General features: G+C 39.2%; 18 protein-coding genes. 13 read left to right on the top strand and 5 right to left on the bottom strand.

The window, feature by feature from the left end:
• Nucleotides 1-39 precede the first annotated feature (39 nt).
• Together DK207_RS03130 and fdhD are read left to right on the top strand one after the other, a co-directional pair.
• A complete protein-coding gene (locus DK207_RS03130; protein WP_109439942.1) occupies nt 40-2448 on the top strand; it encodes an FdhF/YdeP family oxidoreductase in 2409 nt (802 codons plus the stop codon).
• Nucleotides 2449-2496: 48 nt separating this feature from the next.
• Nucleotides 2497-3288 (top strand): formate dehydrogenase accessory sulfurtransferase FdhD, encoded by a 792-nt coding sequence (gene fdhD / locus DK207_RS03125; protein ID WP_109439941.1) that lies wholly within the window; start codon nt 2497-2499, stop codon nt 3286-3288.
• 107 nt (nt 3289-3395) lie between these two features.
• Here fdhD and DK207_RS03120 read toward each other — a convergent pair whose 3' ends face one another.
• The gene (locus DK207_RS03120; protein WP_109439940.1) at nt 3396-3791 is read right to left on the bottom strand and encodes an acyl-CoA thioesterase; all 396 of its coding nucleotides are present in this window, start codon (nt 3789-3791) and stop codon (nt 3396-3398) included.
• Between the two features lie 219 nt (nt 3792-4010).
• On the opposite strand from DK207_RS03120, the gene DK207_RS03115 reads away from it, so the two are divergent.
• The 8 genes from DK207_RS03115 (at nt 4011) to DK207_RS03080 (ending at nt 12243) form a co-directional block, all read left to right on the top strand.
• Nucleotides 4011-4559 (top strand): lipocalin family protein, encoded by a 549-nt coding sequence (locus tag DK207_RS03115; RefSeq protein ID WP_109439939.1) that lies wholly within the window; start codon nt 4011-4013, stop codon nt 4557-4559.
• 195 nt (nt 4560-4754) lie between these two features.
• Complete coding sequence (locus tag DK207_RS03110) at nt 4755-5741, top strand: acyl-CoA desaturase (protein WP_109439938.1); 987 nt, start codon at nt 4755-4757, stop codon at nt 5739-5741.
• Complete coding sequence (locus DK207_RS03105; RefSeq protein ID WP_109439937.1) at nt 5738-7039, top strand: NAD(P)/FAD-dependent oxidoreductase; 1302 nt, start codon at nt 5738-5740, stop codon at nt 7037-7039. The genes DK207_RS03110 and DK207_RS03105 overlap by 4 nt, the downstream gene beginning before the upstream one ends.
• Entirely contained in the window at nt 7033-7848 is an 816-nt protein-coding gene (locus tag DK207_RS03100; RefSeq protein WP_109439936.1) for a DUF1365 domain-containing protein, read from the top strand. The genes DK207_RS03105 and DK207_RS03100 overlap by 7 nt, the downstream gene beginning before the upstream one ends.
• On the top strand, nt 7826-9022 hold the full coding sequence (locus DK207_RS03095; RefSeq protein WP_416224656.1) for a class I SAM-dependent methyltransferase: 1197 nt from the start codon (nt 7826-7828) through the stop codon (nt 9020-9022). The genes DK207_RS03100 and DK207_RS03095 overlap by 23 nt, the downstream gene beginning before the upstream one ends.
• A 34-nt stretch (nt 9023-9056) precedes the next feature.
• Entirely contained in the window at nt 9057-9833 is a 777-nt protein-coding gene (locus tag DK207_RS03090) for a DUF1295 domain-containing protein (protein ID WP_109439934.1), read from the top strand.
• An 8-nt stretch (nt 9834-9841) separates the two neighbouring features.
• Nucleotides 9842-10888, top strand: a complete 1047-nt coding sequence (locus tag DK207_RS03085) for an SAM-dependent methyltransferase (RefSeq protein WP_109439933.1) — start codon at nt 9842-9844, stop codon at nt 10886-10888.
• A gap of 26 nt (nt 10889-10914) precedes the next feature.
• On the top strand, nt 10915-12243 hold the full coding sequence (locus tag DK207_RS03080) for a sensor histidine kinase (RefSeq protein WP_109439932.1): 1329 nt from the start codon (nt 10915-10917) through the stop codon (nt 12241-12243).
• Here the strand turns inward: DK207_RS03080 and DK207_RS03075 are convergent.
• The 4 genes from DK207_RS03075 to DK207_RS03060 all read right to left on the bottom strand — a co-directional run bounded on the left by DK207_RS03075 (nt 12240) and on the right by DK207_RS03060 (nt 14734).
• Nucleotides 12240-12935 (bottom strand): response regulator transcription factor, encoded by a 696-nt coding sequence (locus DK207_RS03075; RefSeq protein WP_171293619.1) that lies wholly within the window; start codon nt 12933-12935, stop codon nt 12240-12242. The genes DK207_RS03080 and DK207_RS03075 overlap by 4 nt on opposite strands.
• Before the next feature lie 10 nt (nt 12936-12945).
• Nucleotides 12946-13446: a chalcone isomerase family protein gene (locus tag DK207_RS03070; RefSeq protein ID WP_109439930.1), complete on the bottom strand. Its 501-nt coding sequence runs from the start codon at nt 13444-13446 to the stop codon at nt 12946-12948.
• A 20-nt stretch (nt 13447-13466) separates the two neighbouring features.
• On the bottom strand, nt 13467-14039 hold the full coding sequence (locus DK207_RS03065; protein WP_109439929.1) for a nuclear transport factor 2 family protein: 573 nt from the start codon (nt 14037-14039) through the stop codon (nt 13467-13469).
• Nucleotides 14040-14116: 77 nt separating this feature from the next.
• Complete coding sequence (locus DK207_RS03060) at nt 14117-14734, bottom strand: TetR/AcrR family transcriptional regulator (protein ID WP_109439928.1); 618 nt, start codon at nt 14732-14734, stop codon at nt 14117-14119.
• Between the two features lie 487 nt (nt 14735-15221).
• Between DK207_RS03060 and DK207_RS03055 the strand changes: the two genes are divergently transcribed.
• From DK207_RS03055 to DK207_RS03045, 3 genes are all read left to right on the top strand, one after another.
• Nucleotides 15222-16181, top strand: coding sequence for a metal-dependent hydrolase (locus DK207_RS03055; RefSeq protein ID WP_004953589.1), 960 nt, complete (start codon nt 15222-15224; stop codon nt 16179-16181).
• 299 nt (nt 16182-16480) lie between these two features.
• Nucleotides 16481-17455, top strand: coding sequence for a metal-dependent hydrolase (locus DK207_RS03050; protein WP_109439927.1), 975 nt, complete (start codon nt 16481-16483; stop codon nt 17453-17455).
• A 36-nt stretch (nt 17456-17491) separates the two neighbouring features.
• On the top strand, nt 17492-18316 hold the full coding sequence (locus tag DK207_RS03045; protein ID WP_004953592.1) for an SDR family NAD(P)-dependent oxidoreductase: 825 nt from the start codon (nt 17492-17494) through the stop codon (nt 18314-18316).
• The last annotated feature ends 38 nt before the right edge of the window (nt 18317-18354 follow it).

Genomic DNA, 18354 nt, shown 5'->3' with positions numbered 1-18354 from the left:
TCATGTAAAAATGAGAAAAGCTGATATGAGGGTAGCTTGATGGATAACTCAGAACAACCTATTCATAAACCACAAAACAATGGTTATGCCAGAATTGAGCCATATGATCAACCTGCTGGCGGTTGGGGAGCTTTACTTAGTGTTGCCCGTAATCTCAAAAGGCAAGATATTTTAAAGAAGGGTTCAATTACGCTACTCAATATTAATCAGCCTACAGGTTTCGATTGCCCTGGTTGTGCTTGGCCTGAGAAAAAAGATGTTCATGCATTTAATTTCTGTGAAAACGGCGCTAAAGCAGTCGCCTTTGAGGCAACCAGTAAGACAGTAACCCCTGAATTTTTTGCAGAGCATACCGTCAGTTGGTTGGCTGAGCAGAGTGATTTCTATTTAGAAGACCTTGGTCGTTTAACTGATCCGATGCGTTATGATTCTGGCTCGGATAAATATGTCCCAATTTCTTGGGATGAAGCTTTCCAACTTATCGCCAAACATTTACAAGCCTTGGATCATCCAGACCAAGCCGCATTCTATACCTCTGGTCGTGCCAGTAACGAAGCAGCATTCTTATATCAACTTTTTGTAAGAAGTTTCGGTACCAATAATTTTCCTGATTGTTCGAATATGTGCCATGAAACTACGAGCGTTGGCTTAAAGGATTCAATTGGATTGGGAAAAGGTACGGTTACTTTAGATGATTTTGATCAGGCAGACGCGATCTTTAGTTTCGGTCACAATCCAGGCACCAATCATCCGCGAATGCTGGCAACGCTGAGAGAGGTTTCAAAGCGAGGCGGTAATATTATTGCGATTAACCCTATTAAAGAGCGTGGCTTAGAACGTTTCCAAGATCCTCAAGCACCTTTGGAAATGATGACCAATGGCAGTACGCCAATCAGTCGCTATTATTTCCAGCCTAGAATTGGAGGAGATTATGCGCTGCTATTTGGTGTACTCAAGCATTTATCTGAATGGGACAAAAAGGCTTTGGCTCAAGGAAAACCAAGTGTATTTGATCGTGATTTTATTGCGACAAATACGATTGGTTTCGATGAAATGTTAGCTGAAGTTGATCGCACGGACTGGCAGCAAATTCATAAATATACAGGGCTTTCACCAGAGCATTTAAAATCGATTGCAAAAATGTATCGGGATGCTAAAACCGCAATTTTCTGTTGGGGCATGGGCATCACGCAACATCGTCATGGGACTGCCAATATTCATATGCTTGCTAACCTGATGTTAGCCAGAGGACATATTGGACGTCCGGGTTCTGGCTTATGTCCTGTAAGGGGGCATAGTAATGTACAAGGTGATCGCACCATGGGCATTAATGAAAATCCAAGCGAAAAATTGTTAGATAGCATTGACCGTGTGTTTGGGATCAAATCGCCACGAAAACATGGTTTTGGTGTAGTCAATACGATTAAAGCGATGCATGAGGGAGAGGTAAAAGTCTTTATTGGTTTAGGTGGAAATTTTGCGGTTGCTACACCCGATACACCTTATACTCAAGAAGCACTCCGACGCTGTAATTTGACCGTTAATATCACTACTAAACTTAATCGAAGCCATTTGGTGTGTGGCAAAAATGCATTGATGCTACCGTGTTTGGGGCGTACTGAAGTTGATATGCAAGTGCATGGACCACAGGCAATTTCTGTCGAAGACTCCATGAGCAATGTTCATTTATCTGCAGGACGTAATCCACCGATCTCAGACAATATTTTATCTGAACCTGAAATTGTGGCACGGATGGCAGAAGCCGCTTTGCCAGACAGCCAAGTCAAATGGCGTTGGTACATTGAAAGTTATGATCGCATCCGTGATTCGATTGCCGATGTGTTTGATGAATTCCATGACTTCAATCAACGGGTTTATCAACCGGGTGGTTTTCATTTAGAGCATCCTGCCAATCAACATGTTTGGAATACCTCAAGTGGTAAAGCCCAATTTTTGATTACGCCATTGGCAGAAGTTTATGAGAATGCAGAAAATCAATATGCAGCAGCATATAGCGAACAACAGGTTTATACCTTAATGACCACGCGTTCGCATGACCAATACAATACGACTTTGTATGGTCTGGATGATCGTTATCGAGGGGTCTATGGTCAACGCCGTGTGTTGTTTATGAACCAAACGGATATCGATGCGGCAGGTTTTAAGGCTGATCAATGGGTGGATATTGAAAGTGTATTCTCTGATGGTGTGAAACGGATTGTACATAGTTTCCGTATCGTGCCATATAACATACCCGTCGGAAGCTTGGCTGCATATTATCCTGAAACTAATCCATTGGTTGCATTAGGAAACCATGATAAATATGCCAAGACGCCTGCATCGAAGAGTATTCCTGTCATTCTTCATGCTGGAAAAGCACCCGAACATTTTAATTTGGCAGATGAAGTTGATCCAGAGCATGCCAATCAGCGGGTCAGTGGGGTATAACTCATTCGATGTTTAATTTTTGAATGAGAAATATCAAAGAGGTTATAGTTGACTACCAAAACACGCGGTTATGAAGCGGTGCAAGTGCACCGTATCCATCAAAATATTTCTGAACATGAGCTAGATTATATTGTGCAGGAATATCCTGTTGCTTTGATATATAACGGAATTTCTCATGCAGTGATGATGGCAACACCGTCCGATATCGAGGTTTTCGCCAAAGGCTTTAGCTTGTCCGAAGGAATTTTACAGCATTTAAATGAATTATATTCTGTTGAAATCAGTCAAAATGATCTGGGTGTGCAGGTCGAAATGACGATTTCATCTCGAGCTTTTATGGCATTAAAAGAACATCGGCGTATGATGGTGGGACGTACTGGATGCGGATTATGTGGCATTGAAAGTCTTGAGCAATTCTATTTTGATCTGCCGAGTGTCACTACCCAATTAAATTCCTCTTGGTTAAGTCAAATTCCCAATGCCATGGCGCAACTAAAAGTGCGACAAACGATCAGTGAACTGACGGGTGGGGCACATGCTGCTGCTTGGGTGGTTAAAGGTCAGATCATCGCTTTATTTGAAGATGTAGGTCGACACAATGCATTGGATAAATTATTAGGTTATTTGGCAGAACAAAAACTAGATGTTGCGGATGGCTTTGTTGTCATGACCAGCCGCGCTAGTTATGAGTTGATTCGCAAATGCGCTCAATACAACATTGCTTTGCTGGCCACGATTTCAGCCCCAACCAGTATGGCGATTGAGATGGCAAAAAAATTAAATTTAACTTTAGCAAGTTTTTGTCGTGGCGATAATTTTGTCATCTATACGGATGAATAGATCAATCTGATTCAAATCATAATTCACGTTTCAAGATGAGTAACATCGTGCTCTTAATGTCTTATCCCTAAAAGATGACGTTAAATGAGTGAACAACATGTGACCACTTAAACCAAGATAACATGTTGTTGTAACTGTATACGGTCTGGCTCAGGAATCGGGCTTGATTTCTGTGTAATGAAATCAAAATAAACTTGTACTGCTTTGCCGCGGGCAACGCATTGATTATTTTGCCACGCTTCATGTGCGACAATGAAAGAAGAATTTCCAATGTGCTCAATCCACGTTTTTATTTCGATATCAGCACCGTAATAGATTTGGGCAACAAAATCGACTTCAACGCGCGCCAGAATCAAAGGTAGATTTTTGATTACCATACTCGGGTTAAAAAGACGGAAGATGGGTTCGCGTGCAGTTTCAAACCAACCTGTGATCACAGTATTGTTGATATGGCCAAAAGCATCTGTTTCATAAAATCTTGGTGTAATCGAAAGTGTAAACATAGATTAACTGTTATTTTCTGACTTAAACATAAACACTATACGGGCTGAATCTTTAAAAAACAGCCCTAATAAACGACTTAAGCGTTTATAAATGTCGATATAATTCTCTGACTTAAATCATTTTGCGACAGATTTTGATTTCTCGTAAATTTCACATCACAGAATGTTCACATAGGATTGATTAGGCTTATTGCTATTCAAAGCAAATGGATAGGTCTTATGTATCAAAAATTATTTTTTAGTAGTTGTTTAGCCCTGTTTTCAAGTTTTGCATTTGCTCAATCAGAAGTATCCAAAAATCAAGCTGTGGAACGTATTGATATTCAACAATATGCTGGAAAATGGTACGAAATTGCTCATTTCCCGATGTTCTTCCAGCGCAATTGCATGGGTGATACGACTGCTGAGTATAAATTAAATCCAGACAATACAGTCAATGTGGTGAATCGTTGTCGTAATAAACAGAATCAAATTGATCAGGCAGAGGGTGTCGCTTATGCCCAAAATGAAGGCAAAAGTAAATTAAAAGTGAGTTTCCTGCCAAAAGGTTTACGTTGGGTTCCATTTACCAAAGGTGATTATTGGGTTTTACGTGTAGATCCAAACTATCAGGTGGCATTGGTGGGTGGACCAAGTCAGAAATATCTTTGGATTCTGTCTAGAACCCCTACACTTGATGAGCAGATCTACAATGATTACGTCCAAACAGCGCGTCAATACGGTTACGACGTAAGTCAATTGGTCAAAACCTCACATAAGAGTCCCTAAATTTCAATCCATTAAATCGTTTTCTTTAGATGAGTTATGAGGTATAAGTGCTTCATAACTTGCTAAAAATATGAAATAAAATGAATCCAAAATTTAGTTCGGTGCGGCATCCAGTGAAATGGCTTCACGCAAAATTCATATCAGTATTATTAACATCATAAAAAGAATATTTATGATCCGAACTAGGATGCCAAAATGCTTAAATTTTTTCTGCTATGGATCGATAGTTGGTCACCGAATGCCAATTTAAATACAAAAGTTGATTCTATACATACAGCGAAAGATACTCACATTCAATGGTTTAGAATTTTGCCATTTATCTTGTTGCATGTAGCTTGTTTGGCGGTGTTTTGGGTTGGTGTGTCTTGGTTTGCCGTTATTTTTATGGTGTTTTTTTACCTGATTCGCATGTTTGCAATCACTGCTTTTTTTCATCGCTATTTGTCCCATAAGACGTTTCAAACCTCCCGCATAGTTCAGTTTATCTTTATTTTGATTGGCACAATGAGTGCTCAGCGCGGTCCTTTATGGTGGGCAGCGCATCACCGTTACCATCATCGTTATACTGATACTGCACAAGACCCGCATTCTTCGACATATGGCTTCTGGTACAGCCATATTGGATGGTTTCTCAATGAGCAGAATTTTACAATCCGTAAAGAAGTCGTGAAAGATTGGCTTAAATATCCTGAACTTATTTGGCTTGATCGCTTTAGTTTACCTGTGGTTCTGCTAACGGCTGCGTCCATTTATGGACTTGGAGAATGGTTAGCGGTTGCACAGCCACAATTGGCAACATCTGGGTTACAGCTCTTGGTATGGGGATTTGTGATTTCTACCGTGTTATTAACTCATGCCACCTTGTGCATTAATTCTATGGCCCATTTATATGGTCGCCGTGATTTTGAAACTTCAGATAACAGTCGGAATAACTTTATTTTATCAATTATTACTTTAGGTGAAGGCTGGCATAACAATCATCATTTTTATGCAGGTAGCGTACGTCAAGGTTTTTACTGGTGGCAAATCGATATTACTTATTATTTATTAAAAATAATGAGTTATATGGGATTGGTTTGGGGGATGAAACCTGTTCCTCAACGAGTATATGACGCAAGAAAATCTTATTCTCAACAAATAAATCTCAATAAACAGAAAGTCGAACAGGGGGAGTCCTCATGAAAATCGCAATTATTGGATCAGGTATTTCTGGACTCTATGCTGCATGGAAGCTTTCACCACGACATCAAGTCACTATATTTGAAAAGAATGATTATTTTGGGGGCCACACAGATACGCATCATTTTCATCTCGAAGGTCAGTCACTTGCAGTAGATAGTGGTTTTATCGTATTCAATGAATACAACTATCCTTTGTTTAGTGAAATGCTTGCTGAGTTAGGGGTCAAGTCGCAAAGTAGTGATATGAGTTTTTCAGTAAATAACTTTGTGACAGGCTTGCAGTATAACCCTTCAAAAAAATGGTCATTATTTGCTAAGCCGCAGAATTTTTTTAAAAAAGATTTTCTACAAATGTTAAGGGATTTGATTCGTTTTTATGACAACAACAAAGAAGTGGTGGTTGCAGATTGCGATACACAATTGACCCTTGATCAGTACTTAAATCGGCATGCATATTCAGAAGCTTTTAGACATGAACACTTGTATCCGATGTGCGGTGCATTGTGGTCGAGCCCAGTCGATCAGGTCGGGAAAATTCCCTATAAATTTGTCGTCAGTTTCTTTCAGCATCATCGCATGTTACAGCTGAAGCAACGCCCACAATGGCAAACGGTGCAAGGTGGTTCATCTGCATATATCGCGGCGATCCGAAAATCGTGCCCAAATATCCGATGGCGAGCGATGGCAGTCGACGCTGTGACACGTCACTTAGATCGGGTGAGTGTGACAACTCAGCAAGGTGTAGAACAGTACGATTGGGTAATTTTTGCCAGTCATGCGGATGATACTTTGGCGCTATTAACGGACGCGACGCAGTTGGAGCAAAATGTATTAGGGCAGTTTGGTTATCAAGATAACCATATGGTGGTTCACCACGATCAATCCATCATGCCGAAGCGTCGTTCTCAGTGGGCGAGTTGGCATGTTCATGTTACTCAAGATCAAAATACAATATCGTCATCATCGCAACACTTACATTACGGCTTTAGTTACTGGATGAATAAGTTGCAGAACTTATCCTGTAAAACTCAAATCTTTGCAACATTAAATCCCAATTTGAACATTGCTCAAGACAAAGTTTTAATTGAACGACATTATCGACATCCCGTATTTAATGCTGAGGCGATTGATGCACAAAAACGTTGGCTGGAAATCAATGGGCAGCATCGTAGCTCTTTTTGTGGCGCGTATTGGGGATGGGGTTTTCATGAAGATGGTGCAAGAAGTGCAGAGCGTGTCGTGACACAGATTGAACAGATGTCTGCAGTGTCTGAGCGGCAAGGGGTTGAGCTATGCTAAATAGTTCTTTTGCCATCGCTTCCGCTCAGATACGGCATCGGCGTTTTCAACCCAAAGCACACGAATTCTCAGCTGATCTCAAATATCTTTGGTTTGATCCTGAGCAACTCTCGAGTTTACTCAGTCAATCCAGACTATGCTCAGACCGCCATTGGAGTTTGTTGAATTTATATCCTCAAGATTTTTTGACCGACCAATCAGGTTCAATTCGAGAAAAAATTAAGCGGATCATTTTACAACAGACTGACAGCATATTACCCAATCATACGAATATTCGAATACTGGCATTGCCAAGAAGTTTAGGATTTCGTTTTAACTCAGTCGTGTTCTATTTTATTTTCGCTGCACAGCAACGGCCTTTATTTATTTTAAGTGAGATTACCAATACGCCTTGGAATGAACGGAAGGTGTATGTGCATGATTGTAGAATACAAGCTCAGCAGCGTTCAGACTTCCAAGGTTATCAATTTGATTTTGAAAAATCTTTCCATGTTTCACCTTTCATGCCGATGCAGCTTGATTATCGCTGGCGATTTCATTTTTCAATGCAGCAGCATGTAATCTATATGCAGCTCTATCAACAACAACAAAAGATATTTGATGCAAATATGCGCTTTACCCTATCGGACATCACGCAGCCTTCACAACTACGTCGATATGCTATTTATCATGTCTTTGAACCTTTCAAAATGTTAGCGCAAATTTATCTACAAGCGTTTCGTTTATGGAAGAAAAAAGTTCCATTTTATCGACACCCAAATAAAGAGAAGGATAGAAAAGAACATTATGAAAACTCTCATTTTCGGTGAACAAGATTCGCTCCCTTGGGTACTTAAAAGCTTATTTAAGCTGCGCCATGGTCAAATTACATTTCGTGGTTTATGGAATGGTACCGTGGGCGAACAGGCTGATTTACATGTCGAGGTCGATGTTCACGACAAACAATTGTTCGATCTCATTTTAAAGAACGGTGTACTCGGCGCTGCTGAGGGTTATATTCGTGGCTATTGGCATTGTGAAGATTTAGTTGGTTTGATCCAGCTTTTGTCTCGTAATCGTCATTTGCTTGATAAAATCAATCAAAATGTAATCTCTCAAGCCAGCCAGTTTTTACTGAAAGCTTGGTATAAAACGCGTCATAACTCAATTTCTGGAAGCCGTAAAAATATTGCAGAGCATTATGATCTTAGTAATGATTTTTTTAAATTATTCTTAGATGATTCTATGATGTATTCCAGTGCAGTATTTCAAAATGAGCAGATGAGCTTGGAACAAGCATCTGATTATAAAAAGGAATTGATCTGTCAAAAGCTGAAATTACAACCCATGGATCATTTGGTTGAGATTGGTAGTGGCTGGGGTGGCTTTGCCATATATGCGGCACAAAACTATGGTTGTAAAGTCACAACGATTACGATTTCTGAAGCCCAGTATCAAGAAGCAAAGCAACGGATCGAAGCAGCTGGGTTATCGCACCGTGTGGATATTCAGCTCAAAGATTATCGTTTGCTTGAAGGAAAATACGATAAATTGGTTTCGATCGAAATGGTCGAGGCAGTGGGTGAGGCATATTTATCAACCTATCTCAAACAATGCCGCCAATTATTAAAACCAAATGGTTTGGCTTTGATTCAAGCCATTACCATTGAAGACGCACGTTATTTAAAAGCCCTAACCACGGTGGATTATATTAAACGATACATTTTCCCCGGTAGTTTTATTCCCTGTATCAGTGTGTTGACTCAGAAAGCTTCCGAACAAAAACTGGCACTGAAACATCTCGAAGATATTGGACAAAGTTATGCTGTAACGATCCACCATTGGCGTGAACGCTTTTTGGCAGCCCGTGAGCAAGTTTTGGCTTTAGGGTTTGATGATAATTTTATACGGATGTGGGATTTCTATCTTTGTTATTGTGAAGGCGGCTTTAAAGAAGGCGTGATCAGTGATGTACATATGCTTTTTCAAGCAAATTCATACTAGGTCATTTTTAGAATTGAATGCCTGAGGTTGACCCATGTTGACACTACTACTGATAAATGTCTCGATCATGTTGTGCTGCTGGTTATGGGCAAGTGTGAACTCTCGTGCTGGAGTAGTTGATGCAGCATGGAGTTTTTGTATCGCACTCAACGTTGGATTAACTGCCCTGATTCAAGATCATGCTCCACTTGCGGTTCGATGTTTTCTTGGAATCCTGAGTTCGATTTGGTTTTTACGTTTAGCCGGACATTTATTAAGACGTTATCTCGATGAACAAGTTGAAGATCGTCGCTATGCCAATATGCGCCGTGCGATGGGCAGATATCAGCACTTGGGCTTTTTTGCTTTTTTTATGTTTCAGGCGGGATTGGCAATTTTATTCTCGTTTCCTATGGTGATCTTACTAAATACACCTCTAGCGCAATGGAGTGATTCGACAAGTTGGTACTTATGGATTGCTGGTGTAGTCATACTAATCGCATTTTGTGGCGAAGTGATTGCAGATCAACAACTGTACCGATTTAAGCAAAATCCTAACAATCATGCCAAAACAATGGATCAGGGTTTATGGCGTTACTCACGTCATCCCAATTATTTTTTTGAATGGTTACATTGGTTTGCTTATCCAATCATAGGTCTAGCAGCAGGACAGTATTTGCTGTGGATTTACCCTGTATTGATGTGGCTATTTTTATATTACATCACTGGCATTCCTTTTAGTGAACAACAAGCCCTAAAAAATCGAGGGCAAAATTATCTCGACTATCAACAACGGACTTCTATTTTTATTCCGTGGAAACCCAAACAGTAGGTGCGCACATGGACTTTATTATTCAACAATCATTAAAATTGGTAGAGACAGGAATCGTTCCTGATCAAGCCATTCGCGCGGCAATTCGTGCGCTCAGTAAAAAACGCTTAATTCAGGAAGGACGTTATGATCCTGAACAGTCCGCACAACGATATATGGATGTGTTGGCTATGCTCAAGCAAAGTGATATTGCGATTGCCACAGATATTGCCAATGAGCAGCATTATGAATTGCCGACAGCGTTTTTTCAGGCTGTACTTGGAAAACGCTTAAAATATAGTGCCTGTTATTTTCCACATGAAAAAACCAATCTAGATGATGCGGAAGAGTTTGCATTGCAATTATATTGTGAGCGTGCGCAATTACACGATGGGCAAGATATTCTAGAGCTAGGCTGTGGTTGGGGCTCACTAACACTATGGATGGCAGAGCATTATCCAAACGCCAGAATTACCGCCGTTTCAAACTCCGCAACACAACGGGAACATATTTTATCGCAAGCAGCGCAAAGTAAATTAAATAATTTAGAAGTGCTTACCTGTGATGTGAATGTACTTGAGTTGAGTTCGAATCGTTTCGACCGAGTTGTTTCAGTGGAAATGTTTGAGCATGTTCGAAACTATGAAAAACTGTTTGAAAAAATCCACAGGTGGTTAAAAGCAGATGGTTTATTGTGGTGCCATATTTTCTGCCATCGTTTTATGCATTATCCTTTTGAGATCAAAAGTGAATATGATTGGATGTCAAAATACTTTTTTACTGGCGGTTTAATGCCAGCGACATCAACATTTTTACATTTCCAACAACATTTAGAATTAACCCAGCAATGGCAATGGTCAGGTAGTCATTATGAAAAGACTGCAAATGCCTGGCTGGCAAATATGGATCGACAACAACAGTATTTAAAACCAATCTTTGAACGAGTCTATGGGCAAGATGCTGCTGCATGGTGGCAACGTTGGCGTATATTCTTCATGGCTTGTGCTGAGTTATTTGGTTTTGAGCAAGGGCAGGAGTGGGTGATTGGCCATTTCTTATTTAAAAATAATAAATGATTAACCCCATAAATGATTGAGTTGATATGATAAAAACAACCACTGCAACCAAAAAATCGCATGCTTTAGGTGAGATATTCAGTCGCCATTATTGGTTGCAGATTGGTTTAATTGCGCTGTCGATCGTCATCGGGATTTCATGTAGTGCCTGGGTGATCAAAGGTTCGTTATTAAAAACTGCCTTAGAACAGGAAATGGCACATTATTGGATGCGTATAGAGCGAAATCCCAATGCAGATTTACCTGATACCAAAAATCTGTATGGTTATCGCTGGATGACGGATATTCCACCGCAGCCATTTAGACAAATGTCCCTCCAATCTGGTGTGCACCGTATCTTCATTGATGGTAAAGAACGCATGACCGTCTATGGCGAACGTAATGGTCAGCATGTGTTATTGGTCTTTGGCGAAAGTAATGTGAATAAACTAGTGTGGCTATTTGGTCTTGCGCCATTGATGTTTAGCTTATTTATTCTATATAGCTTTTTATGGTGGTCAAATCGCCGTGCGCGTCGTTATTTCTCTCCAATCACCCGTTTGGCAAATGCACTTGAGCAGATAGATTGGGAACATCAGAGCAAAGAAGCTTCTCCATTTCAGGATATTTCTACAAATGGCAATATGGAAGCAGAATATTTAAAGCAAGCTTTGGAAAAATATCATGTGGTCTTGAGTGAGTTTATCCAGCGAGAACGTGAGTTTACAGGCGATGTTAGCCATGAGTTACGTACACCCCTTACGATTTTAAAAGGAAATGTACAGTTATGTCAGGCACGTTATGGACAAGATAAGGCTCTCACTCGACTGCAAAATACCATTGAGGACATGCAGCTTTTAGTCGAAACTTTATTGGCGATTGCTAGAAATACAACGAATACTTTGACGATCGAACAAGCCAAGCTCTCTGAAATCGTGCAGGATTTGGTATTTGATTTAGAGTCGGTAAGTCAGTCAAAAGGGATGCAGATCCATGTGATTAAAGAGGATGGCGAGCAGTTACGTGGGTTATATCCTTCGATGACCAAAATGGTCCTTAGTAATATATTACGTAATGCGCTTAACTATTCTGAAGGCACAGATATTCACATTATCCAACAAAAGAACAGCATTTTGATTGCGGATAATGGCATAGGAATTAAATTACCCGATGATTTAAAAGTACAACAACTCTCGGATCGACAATTGCAGCTCAAAGCCAAAGGGCATGGCATTGGTTTACAACTGGTACAAAAATTATGCAAGCAGCTGGGGTGGCGAGTAGAATTATATGATCGCCAATTTTATCTATTAACCCATCCACAGCTTGATTTGGAATTCACCACAGGTTTGATTGTCGTGGTTTATTTAAACTAATCTGATGCAACAGCAACTTTAAGACCAACACCAGACACAGTATGGATCAGTTTTTGCTCGAAGGGTTTATCAACCATTTTACGCAAGTTATAAATATGGCTTCTTAACGCATCACTTTCTGGTTCTTCATCGCCCCAAAGTTCCATAACTATTTCTTGTTTGCTGATCACTTTAGGTGAGTTTCGCATCAGGATTTTTAATAATTTAAACTGAATTGGCGGTAAATCAATGATTTTGCCTGATCGAGTGATTTGTTGGGTGGAACTATCAAGGATAAGATCATGTATTTGAAGTTTACTATTTGACACTTCACCCATGGCGCGTTTGATCAAGGCTTGGATGCGAACAACTAACTCATTAAAATCAAAAGGTTTAACTAAATAATCATCTGTTCCAGAGGCGAAACCTTTGAGTTTGTCATCTAATGTATCACGTGCGGTCAGCATGAGTACAGGAAGATCTAACCCGCGTTCTGTTCTTAACCACTCGCAGAGTTCATAACCAGAACCGTCAGGCAAATTGATATCTAATAACAAGAGGTGATAGGGTTGTTGTTTTAGGAACTGGCGAGCAGCATCGAGATTACGTGCATGATCAACGACGTAACCGTGTTCTTCTAAAAATTCACAGACGGTTGAGGCTAACTCGTAATGATCTTCAACCATCAATATGAAATAACTTTTATTCGGCATTGTATTGGATTTATTCATTTAAAAGTTCTTGTTTTAATTTAGCATTAAATGGGGATTGCCCAAACCATATTTTAAAATATTGATTGACTTGCGCGTGCTGAATGGAGCCTAAAACTTTTTGGTTTAAGCTAAGTGAAAGTGTTTGTGAGGATGCAGTATATTCAAGACGATAAAGATCACCTTTTTGTACAGGGCGATAAAGTTGGGTGATACGATTGAGTGGAGAATTAGAACTATAATTATCAACATTCTTTTTGAGGAAATGTTGAGCTGCCCGTTTAAATGCCCATTCAGGAATATCGTGACTGTAGTTGAAATCTAAACGAATACTTTGGTCTTGCCAATTTTTATTACAATCTTCAGCAAAATAACGCACAACGCCCACATTTTTCTTGGTCACAATTAAAGGCGCTGAAGTACAAGCTTGCAAAGAGGCATGACTCATTGTGGTTGTTAGTAGTGTAAACAATCCAAGGGATAACAAGCCTAAATGTCTTTTTAAGATCAGCATTTTATATCCTCTAAATTTTGTTAAGTCGCTTTCTTAAAAGGCGTTAACCAAGCATAAATCCCACTGACGTATGGAAGTGAGCGGTACAGACCATTGGCAGGATCCCAGTAATCTTGCTGGAACACGATTTGCTTTGACTCATTGATTTTGATTTCACTTATGCCATAAGACGACAAGGTTTTGTTACGGCCTAAAAATTTAAAGTCGTATGACATATGCCAGTGCACATATGCAGAGTCCTGTTGATAAGTCGTATTCAATAACTTTACTGTGACATTGCTAACACGTTGGTTCATTCCTCTGAAATGCTTGAGTAATTCAGGTTTAGAGGAGAACTGAGCTAAGGTGTCATTTATAAATAATTGCTCAGCATAGAGTTGACCTGCTGTGTCAACAAACTGTGGGGTACCAAGCGTATTGAAAGCTGCAACAAATCGTTGACCTACTTCCAACGCTTGTTGTTCGTTCAAGTTAATCCCTGTGATTTGCTGACGAGCTTGACTGTAATCAGGAGTGTAGCTAGGGATGCTTTTGCAGGCAGATAAAGAAATGACGCTGAGCGCAGCAATCGAAAGCTTTGTAACTGTAGACATCATTGTTCTCCTATATTCACTGTATTCAGCTTAAGGCTAGCTACGTGAAAAAGTTGTGAACGATGAATGCTTGCTCTTTAGGCTTCTGCTTTGGCCAATTCAGCTTCAATATAACTAATAATCATGGTACTTAGACCTTTGATCATTTCATCGAAAGTGATTTGTGGATTTGGCAAAATGAGATGACGTGCCACATTGAAGATACTGCTATTGATACTGATATAGGCTGTGACGCTCAGGTTATTCACTTTTAAGTATCGTGGATGACGCATCATATATTTCATTAGCACCTCCATCAGTGCCATCTCGATCTGACCAATATAACGTTCATATTTGAGTTCTGTGGCATAGCGTAGACAAATCAAATAACGATCATTGTCGCGGGTGAGCAGATCACGAAATGTATAGAAAATCATTTCAAATAAAGGCTCTAATTCCATTTCAACAATGATGGGGGTGAGCTCTTTCACCATGTCTAGGACTTCTTTGACAAAAGTTTTAGCCATGGCATCATAAATTTCTTCTTTATTTTTAAAATATTCATATAAGGAACCAACACTTACCCCAGCTATATCAGCAATATGACGGGTGGTTGTTCCACTCGTACCATTCGTTGCAACAGCAATAAAACCTGCCTCAATAATGGTATCTACAGTGACTTTTGAGCGAGACTGACGGGGTTTTCGAGTAGCCATAATTCATTATTATTAAAATCCGAACATATTGTCAGATTAACATGTGGTTGTTTAAAGTTAAAGCCGGGTTGAAATAATCCGAACAGATAAAATTACTGTTTTTAAAAATTACATTTTTTATGTGTAATATAAATGAAATTATGGAAACTTTTTTATAATTTCACCAAATTTGCTTTTTAAATATACTGTTGTTATATATAAATTATTTTGGATATTTGCTTTATTTTACCTTATTTATATCATGTTCTAGAAATTTAAAAAGAGAAGAATGGAAGCTCGAAAAATAAGCGATTTTACCCGAATTGAATCCGAACATAAGATCGGTTTACATTGGTTCTAGTAGGGAACTAGGTTCAGAAAATTCTCCCGAATCTTTTTTCGTAAATTAAAAAGAAGATGATTTTTTAATTTCTACGAAAAATGAAGAACCTAATCCAAAGAATATTAAAGGGCAAATGACGCTCAAGTGAAGTAGGTAGGTGTAGCCATGATTAGCAGCACGTTGAACAAAGGTTTGAGTTTATTTAAATCCAACCCAATAACTGAGCAAATCGATTTTGCGAGTAAAAAGAGCATACCCATTCGACACTTGGCAATTGGATTTGAAGGTAAACAGATTGATTTATCATTCTATATGAATAACCAGTTTGCAACGATTTTCTTTGCAACGCTTTCTGTTTTCTTGACTTATGGTGAAGACTTAGTGATTGAAACAGCACGTCACCATCGTGATTTGCTCAAAGATCCTATTTTAAAACAACGTGTAACCTCTTTGATTGGTCAAGAGGCGATTCATTCTAAATTACACAATGAATTTAATGACGCAATTGTTGAACTTGATTATCCAGTGCGCTTGTATCGTTTTCTTGGTGAAAAGTTTTTTGATCATATTTTCTTGAAATTCCCACAACCATTAAAACTTTCTCTAATGGCTGGAATCGAGCATTTCACGGCCGTGTTAGCAGAATACATGATGGCGCATGAGCAGAACTTCTATTTTTCTGATGATGCAAAGACTCGTGCCTTGTGGATGTGGCACATGCTTGAAGAGTCTGAACATAAGGATGTTGCTTATGATGTTTATCAAACATTGAATGGTAATTATGCGTTACGTGTTACAGGATTCTTCCTTGCATATTTCACGATTCTTGGGCTGATTCCATTCTCTGCAACATTAGTTCCAGTTTTGCGTAAACCGCAAGAAATGTTAACGGCGAAGTTTTGGAAAGATGCTCGACGTGGTGTGAAATTAATCTTTAGCCCTAAAGATGGTGTGTTCGGTAGTACTCAGGCTCGAATCTTTGATTATTTGCGCAGAGATTTCCATCCTAACGATCATGATGCATCAGAATATTTTAAATACTACGAGAAAAAATTGTTATCAGAAGGCGGTGCTTTACATCCTTTCTTTGTGAAGGAGTTTACACCTAAAGTTCAGGCAGCTTGATTGATTTAAAGCGATGCAGTGCACGAGTGAATTATCGTTTTCGAGTGGCAAAAATGATCAATTCGTTATGAGCAATTTGGTTCTTGTTGGTCATATTTTGCTAGTGCACTATGCATCGAATATCTTGATAAAGACCAGTATTAGATTTTATCGAGATAATGTTTGGCACAAACATTCTTAGAAATTTTTTAAGAGCTGAGATGTTTCAAATTGCAGAAATAATCTTAAAGACAATTTGATCATTTCATTGGATGTGCCGCTATTAATTTTTATATTACTCTCTCTGTGGGGGACAAGCGATGGTCGCTCAAGTTATTCGAAATGTATTTTCAGACAAACTTAGTACTAAATATCAAGGCATTGTCCAAAATTTAGCGAACAAGGCTCCAATTCCTATTCGTCATTTTGATTTCAAATTTAATCCAGCTGAGTTGGATCAGAAGTTCTTCTTAAATAAAGAGTTGGCGACTTCTTATTTTCATGCTTTATCGATTTTCTTAACCTTTGGTGAGGATGTGGTCATTGAGACAGCTCGTCACCATCGCGAATTTATTAATGATCCGATTTTGAAACAAAGATTGACTTCATTAATTGGTCAAGAAGCAATTCACTCAAAAATTCATAATCAATTCAATGATGAAGTTCTCAAAGAGAATGGTTATCCAGTCGAATTACTCCGTGCGATTGCAGATAAAGTGTTTGAGTACGGAATTTATAAACTACCGCACTCTATGCAGCTATCTTTAATGGCAGGTATTGAGCATTACACCGCTGTACTCGCTGAATTTATGATGCAGCATGAAGAATATTTACTTGGTTCACAAGATGAAAGACAACGTGCGATGTGGATGTGGCACATGCTCGAAGAATCAGAGCATAAAGATATTGCTTATGATGTGTTTCTAGAGTTATCGGGTGATTACTGGGTTCGTATTACTGGATTCTTACTTGCAAGTTTAACCATTTTAGGTGGTGTTTCTTTAGGTGGTTACTTGATGCCATTTATTCGTAAGCCAAGTAATTTGATCAATCCACGTTATATGAAAGATGTATTAGAAAGTACAGCTTTGTTATTTGGTAGTGAACGAGGCGTATTTGGTAGTAGCTTTATGCATATCTTGGAATATTTACGTCCGAGCTTCCATCCAAACGACCATGACACCACCAAGTACTTGGAATATTACAAAGAGCGTTTATTAAACCCAGAAACAGGTTTATTGACACCGTATTTCTTAAAAGAATTTGTACCGCCTGTTCGTGCAGCTGCTGCATAACTTGGTCAAGCTGAAACAGTAATTTGGAATACCAATATGAAACTATTTGGAAAAAAAGCCAAACCAAGCCAAAACGCATATGCCGTGGTAACAGGTGCGGGCAGTGGGATTGGACGTAGTTTTGCACTTGAATTGGCGAAGCGTGGCGGTACGGTCGTTTGTTCTGATATTAACTTGGATGCAGCAAAAGAAACGGTTGCCTTAATCGAGCAATTGGGTTCGAAAGCTTTTGCAGTAAAGTGCGATGTTGGAAATGCCAAACAAGTTGAAAAGCTTGCTGACCAAGCAGAACAATTGATGCAACATCCAACAACACTTGTGATCAACAATGCAGGTGTTGGGTTGGGTGGTAAGTTTGATGAAACTTCACTTGAAGATTGGAAATGGGTGTCTGATATTAACTTATGGGGCGTGATTCATGGTTGTCACTATTTCGTACCAAAGTTTAAACAACTTGGTCGTGGTGCAATTATCAATGTTGCTTCGGCAGCTTCTTATACTGCGGCACCTGAAATGACAGCCTATAACGTGACTAAAGCTGGGGTACGTGCTTTGTCTGAAACGCTTTCAGCTGAGTTAAGAAAACATAACATCAAAGTTAATGTGTTATGTCCAACATTGGTGCCGACCAATATCATCAAAAACGGAAAAGTACCGCACAAGGGTATCTTGGACTATGCACTGACAAACTTGGCCTTCACGACCAGTGACAAAGTTGCCAAGCTGACATTAGACCGTTTGGATAAAGATCAGCTTTATACCATTCCTCAGATTGACGCAAAACTATTCTGGTTAATGAAGCGTACTGCTCCGAATTTATATGCAAAATTCTTGGGTACATCATACCGATTAATGAAATAAAACCTGTTTAGGAAAAGATTTTAATTACTGAGATAAGC

The organism is Acinetobacter haemolyticus, assembly GCF_900406815.1.
Taxonomy (GTDB): domain Bacteria; phylum Pseudomonadota; class Gammaproteobacteria; order Pseudomonadales; family Moraxellaceae; genus Acinetobacter; species Acinetobacter haemolyticus_A.
This window is presented reverse-complemented; position numbering and strand designations above follow the sequence as displayed.

Bases quoted from the DNA above. Each gene is read 5' to 3' on its own strand.
- DK207_RS03130 (WP_109439942.1), top strand. From the start codon at position 40: ATGGATAACTCAGAACAACCTATTCATAAACCACAAAACAATGGTTAT.
- DK207_RS03120 (WP_109439940.1), bottom strand. From the start codon at position 3,791: ATGTTTACACTTTCGATTACACCAAGATTTTATGAAACAGATGCTTTT.
- DK207_RS03115 (WP_109439939.1), top strand. From the start codon at position 4,011: ATGTATCAAAAATTATTTTTTAGTAGTTGTTTAGCCCTGTTTTCAAGT.
- DK207_RS03110 (WP_109439938.1), top strand. From the start codon at position 4,755: ATGCTTAAATTTTTTCTGCTATGGATCGATAGTTGGTCACCGAATGCC.
- DK207_RS03105 (WP_109439937.1), top strand. From the start codon at position 5,738: ATGAAAATCGCAATTATTGGATCAGGTATTTCTGGACTCTATGCTGCA.
- DK207_RS03100 (WP_109439936.1), top strand. From the start codon at position 7,033: ATGCTAAATAGTTCTTTTGCCATCGCTTCCGCTCAGATACGGCATCGG.
- DK207_RS03095 (WP_416224656.1), top strand. From the start codon at position 7,826: ATGAAAACTCTCATTTTCGGTGAACAAGATTCGCTCCCTTGGGTACTT.
- DK207_RS03090 (WP_109439934.1), top strand. From the start codon at position 9,057: ATGTTGACACTACTACTGATAAATGTCTCGATCATGTTGTGCTGCTGG.
- DK207_RS03085 (WP_109439933.1), top strand. From the start codon at position 9,842: ATGGACTTTATTATTCAACAATCATTAAAATTGGTAGAGACAGGAATC.
- DK207_RS03080 (WP_109439932.1), top strand. From the start codon at position 10,915: ATGATAAAAACAACCACTGCAACCAAAAAATCGCATGCTTTAGGTGAG.
- DK207_RS03075 (WP_171293619.1), bottom strand. From the start codon at position 12,935: ATGCCGAATAAAAGTTATTTCATATTGATGGTTGAAGATCATTACGAG.
- DK207_RS03070 (WP_109439930.1), bottom strand. From the start codon at position 13,446: ATGCTGATCTTAAAAAGACATTTAGGCTTGTTATCCCTTGGATTGTTT.
- DK207_RS03065 (WP_109439929.1), bottom strand. From the start codon at position 14,039: ATGTCTACAGTTACAAAGCTTTCGATTGCTGCGCTCAGCGTCATTTCT.
- DK207_RS03060 (WP_109439928.1), bottom strand. From the start codon at position 14,734: ATGGCTACTCGAAAACCCCGTCAGTCTCGCTCAAAAGTCACTGTAGAT.
- DK207_RS03055 (WP_004953589.1), top strand. From the start codon at position 15,222: ATGATTAGCAGCACGTTGAACAAAGGTTTGAGTTTATTTAAATCCAAC.
- DK207_RS03050 (WP_109439927.1), top strand. From the start codon at position 16,481: ATGGTCGCTCAAGTTATTCGAAATGTATTTTCAGACAAACTTAGTACT.
- DK207_RS03045 (WP_004953592.1), top strand. From the start codon at position 17,492: ATGAAACTATTTGGAAAAAAAGCCAAACCAAGCCAAAACGCATATGCC.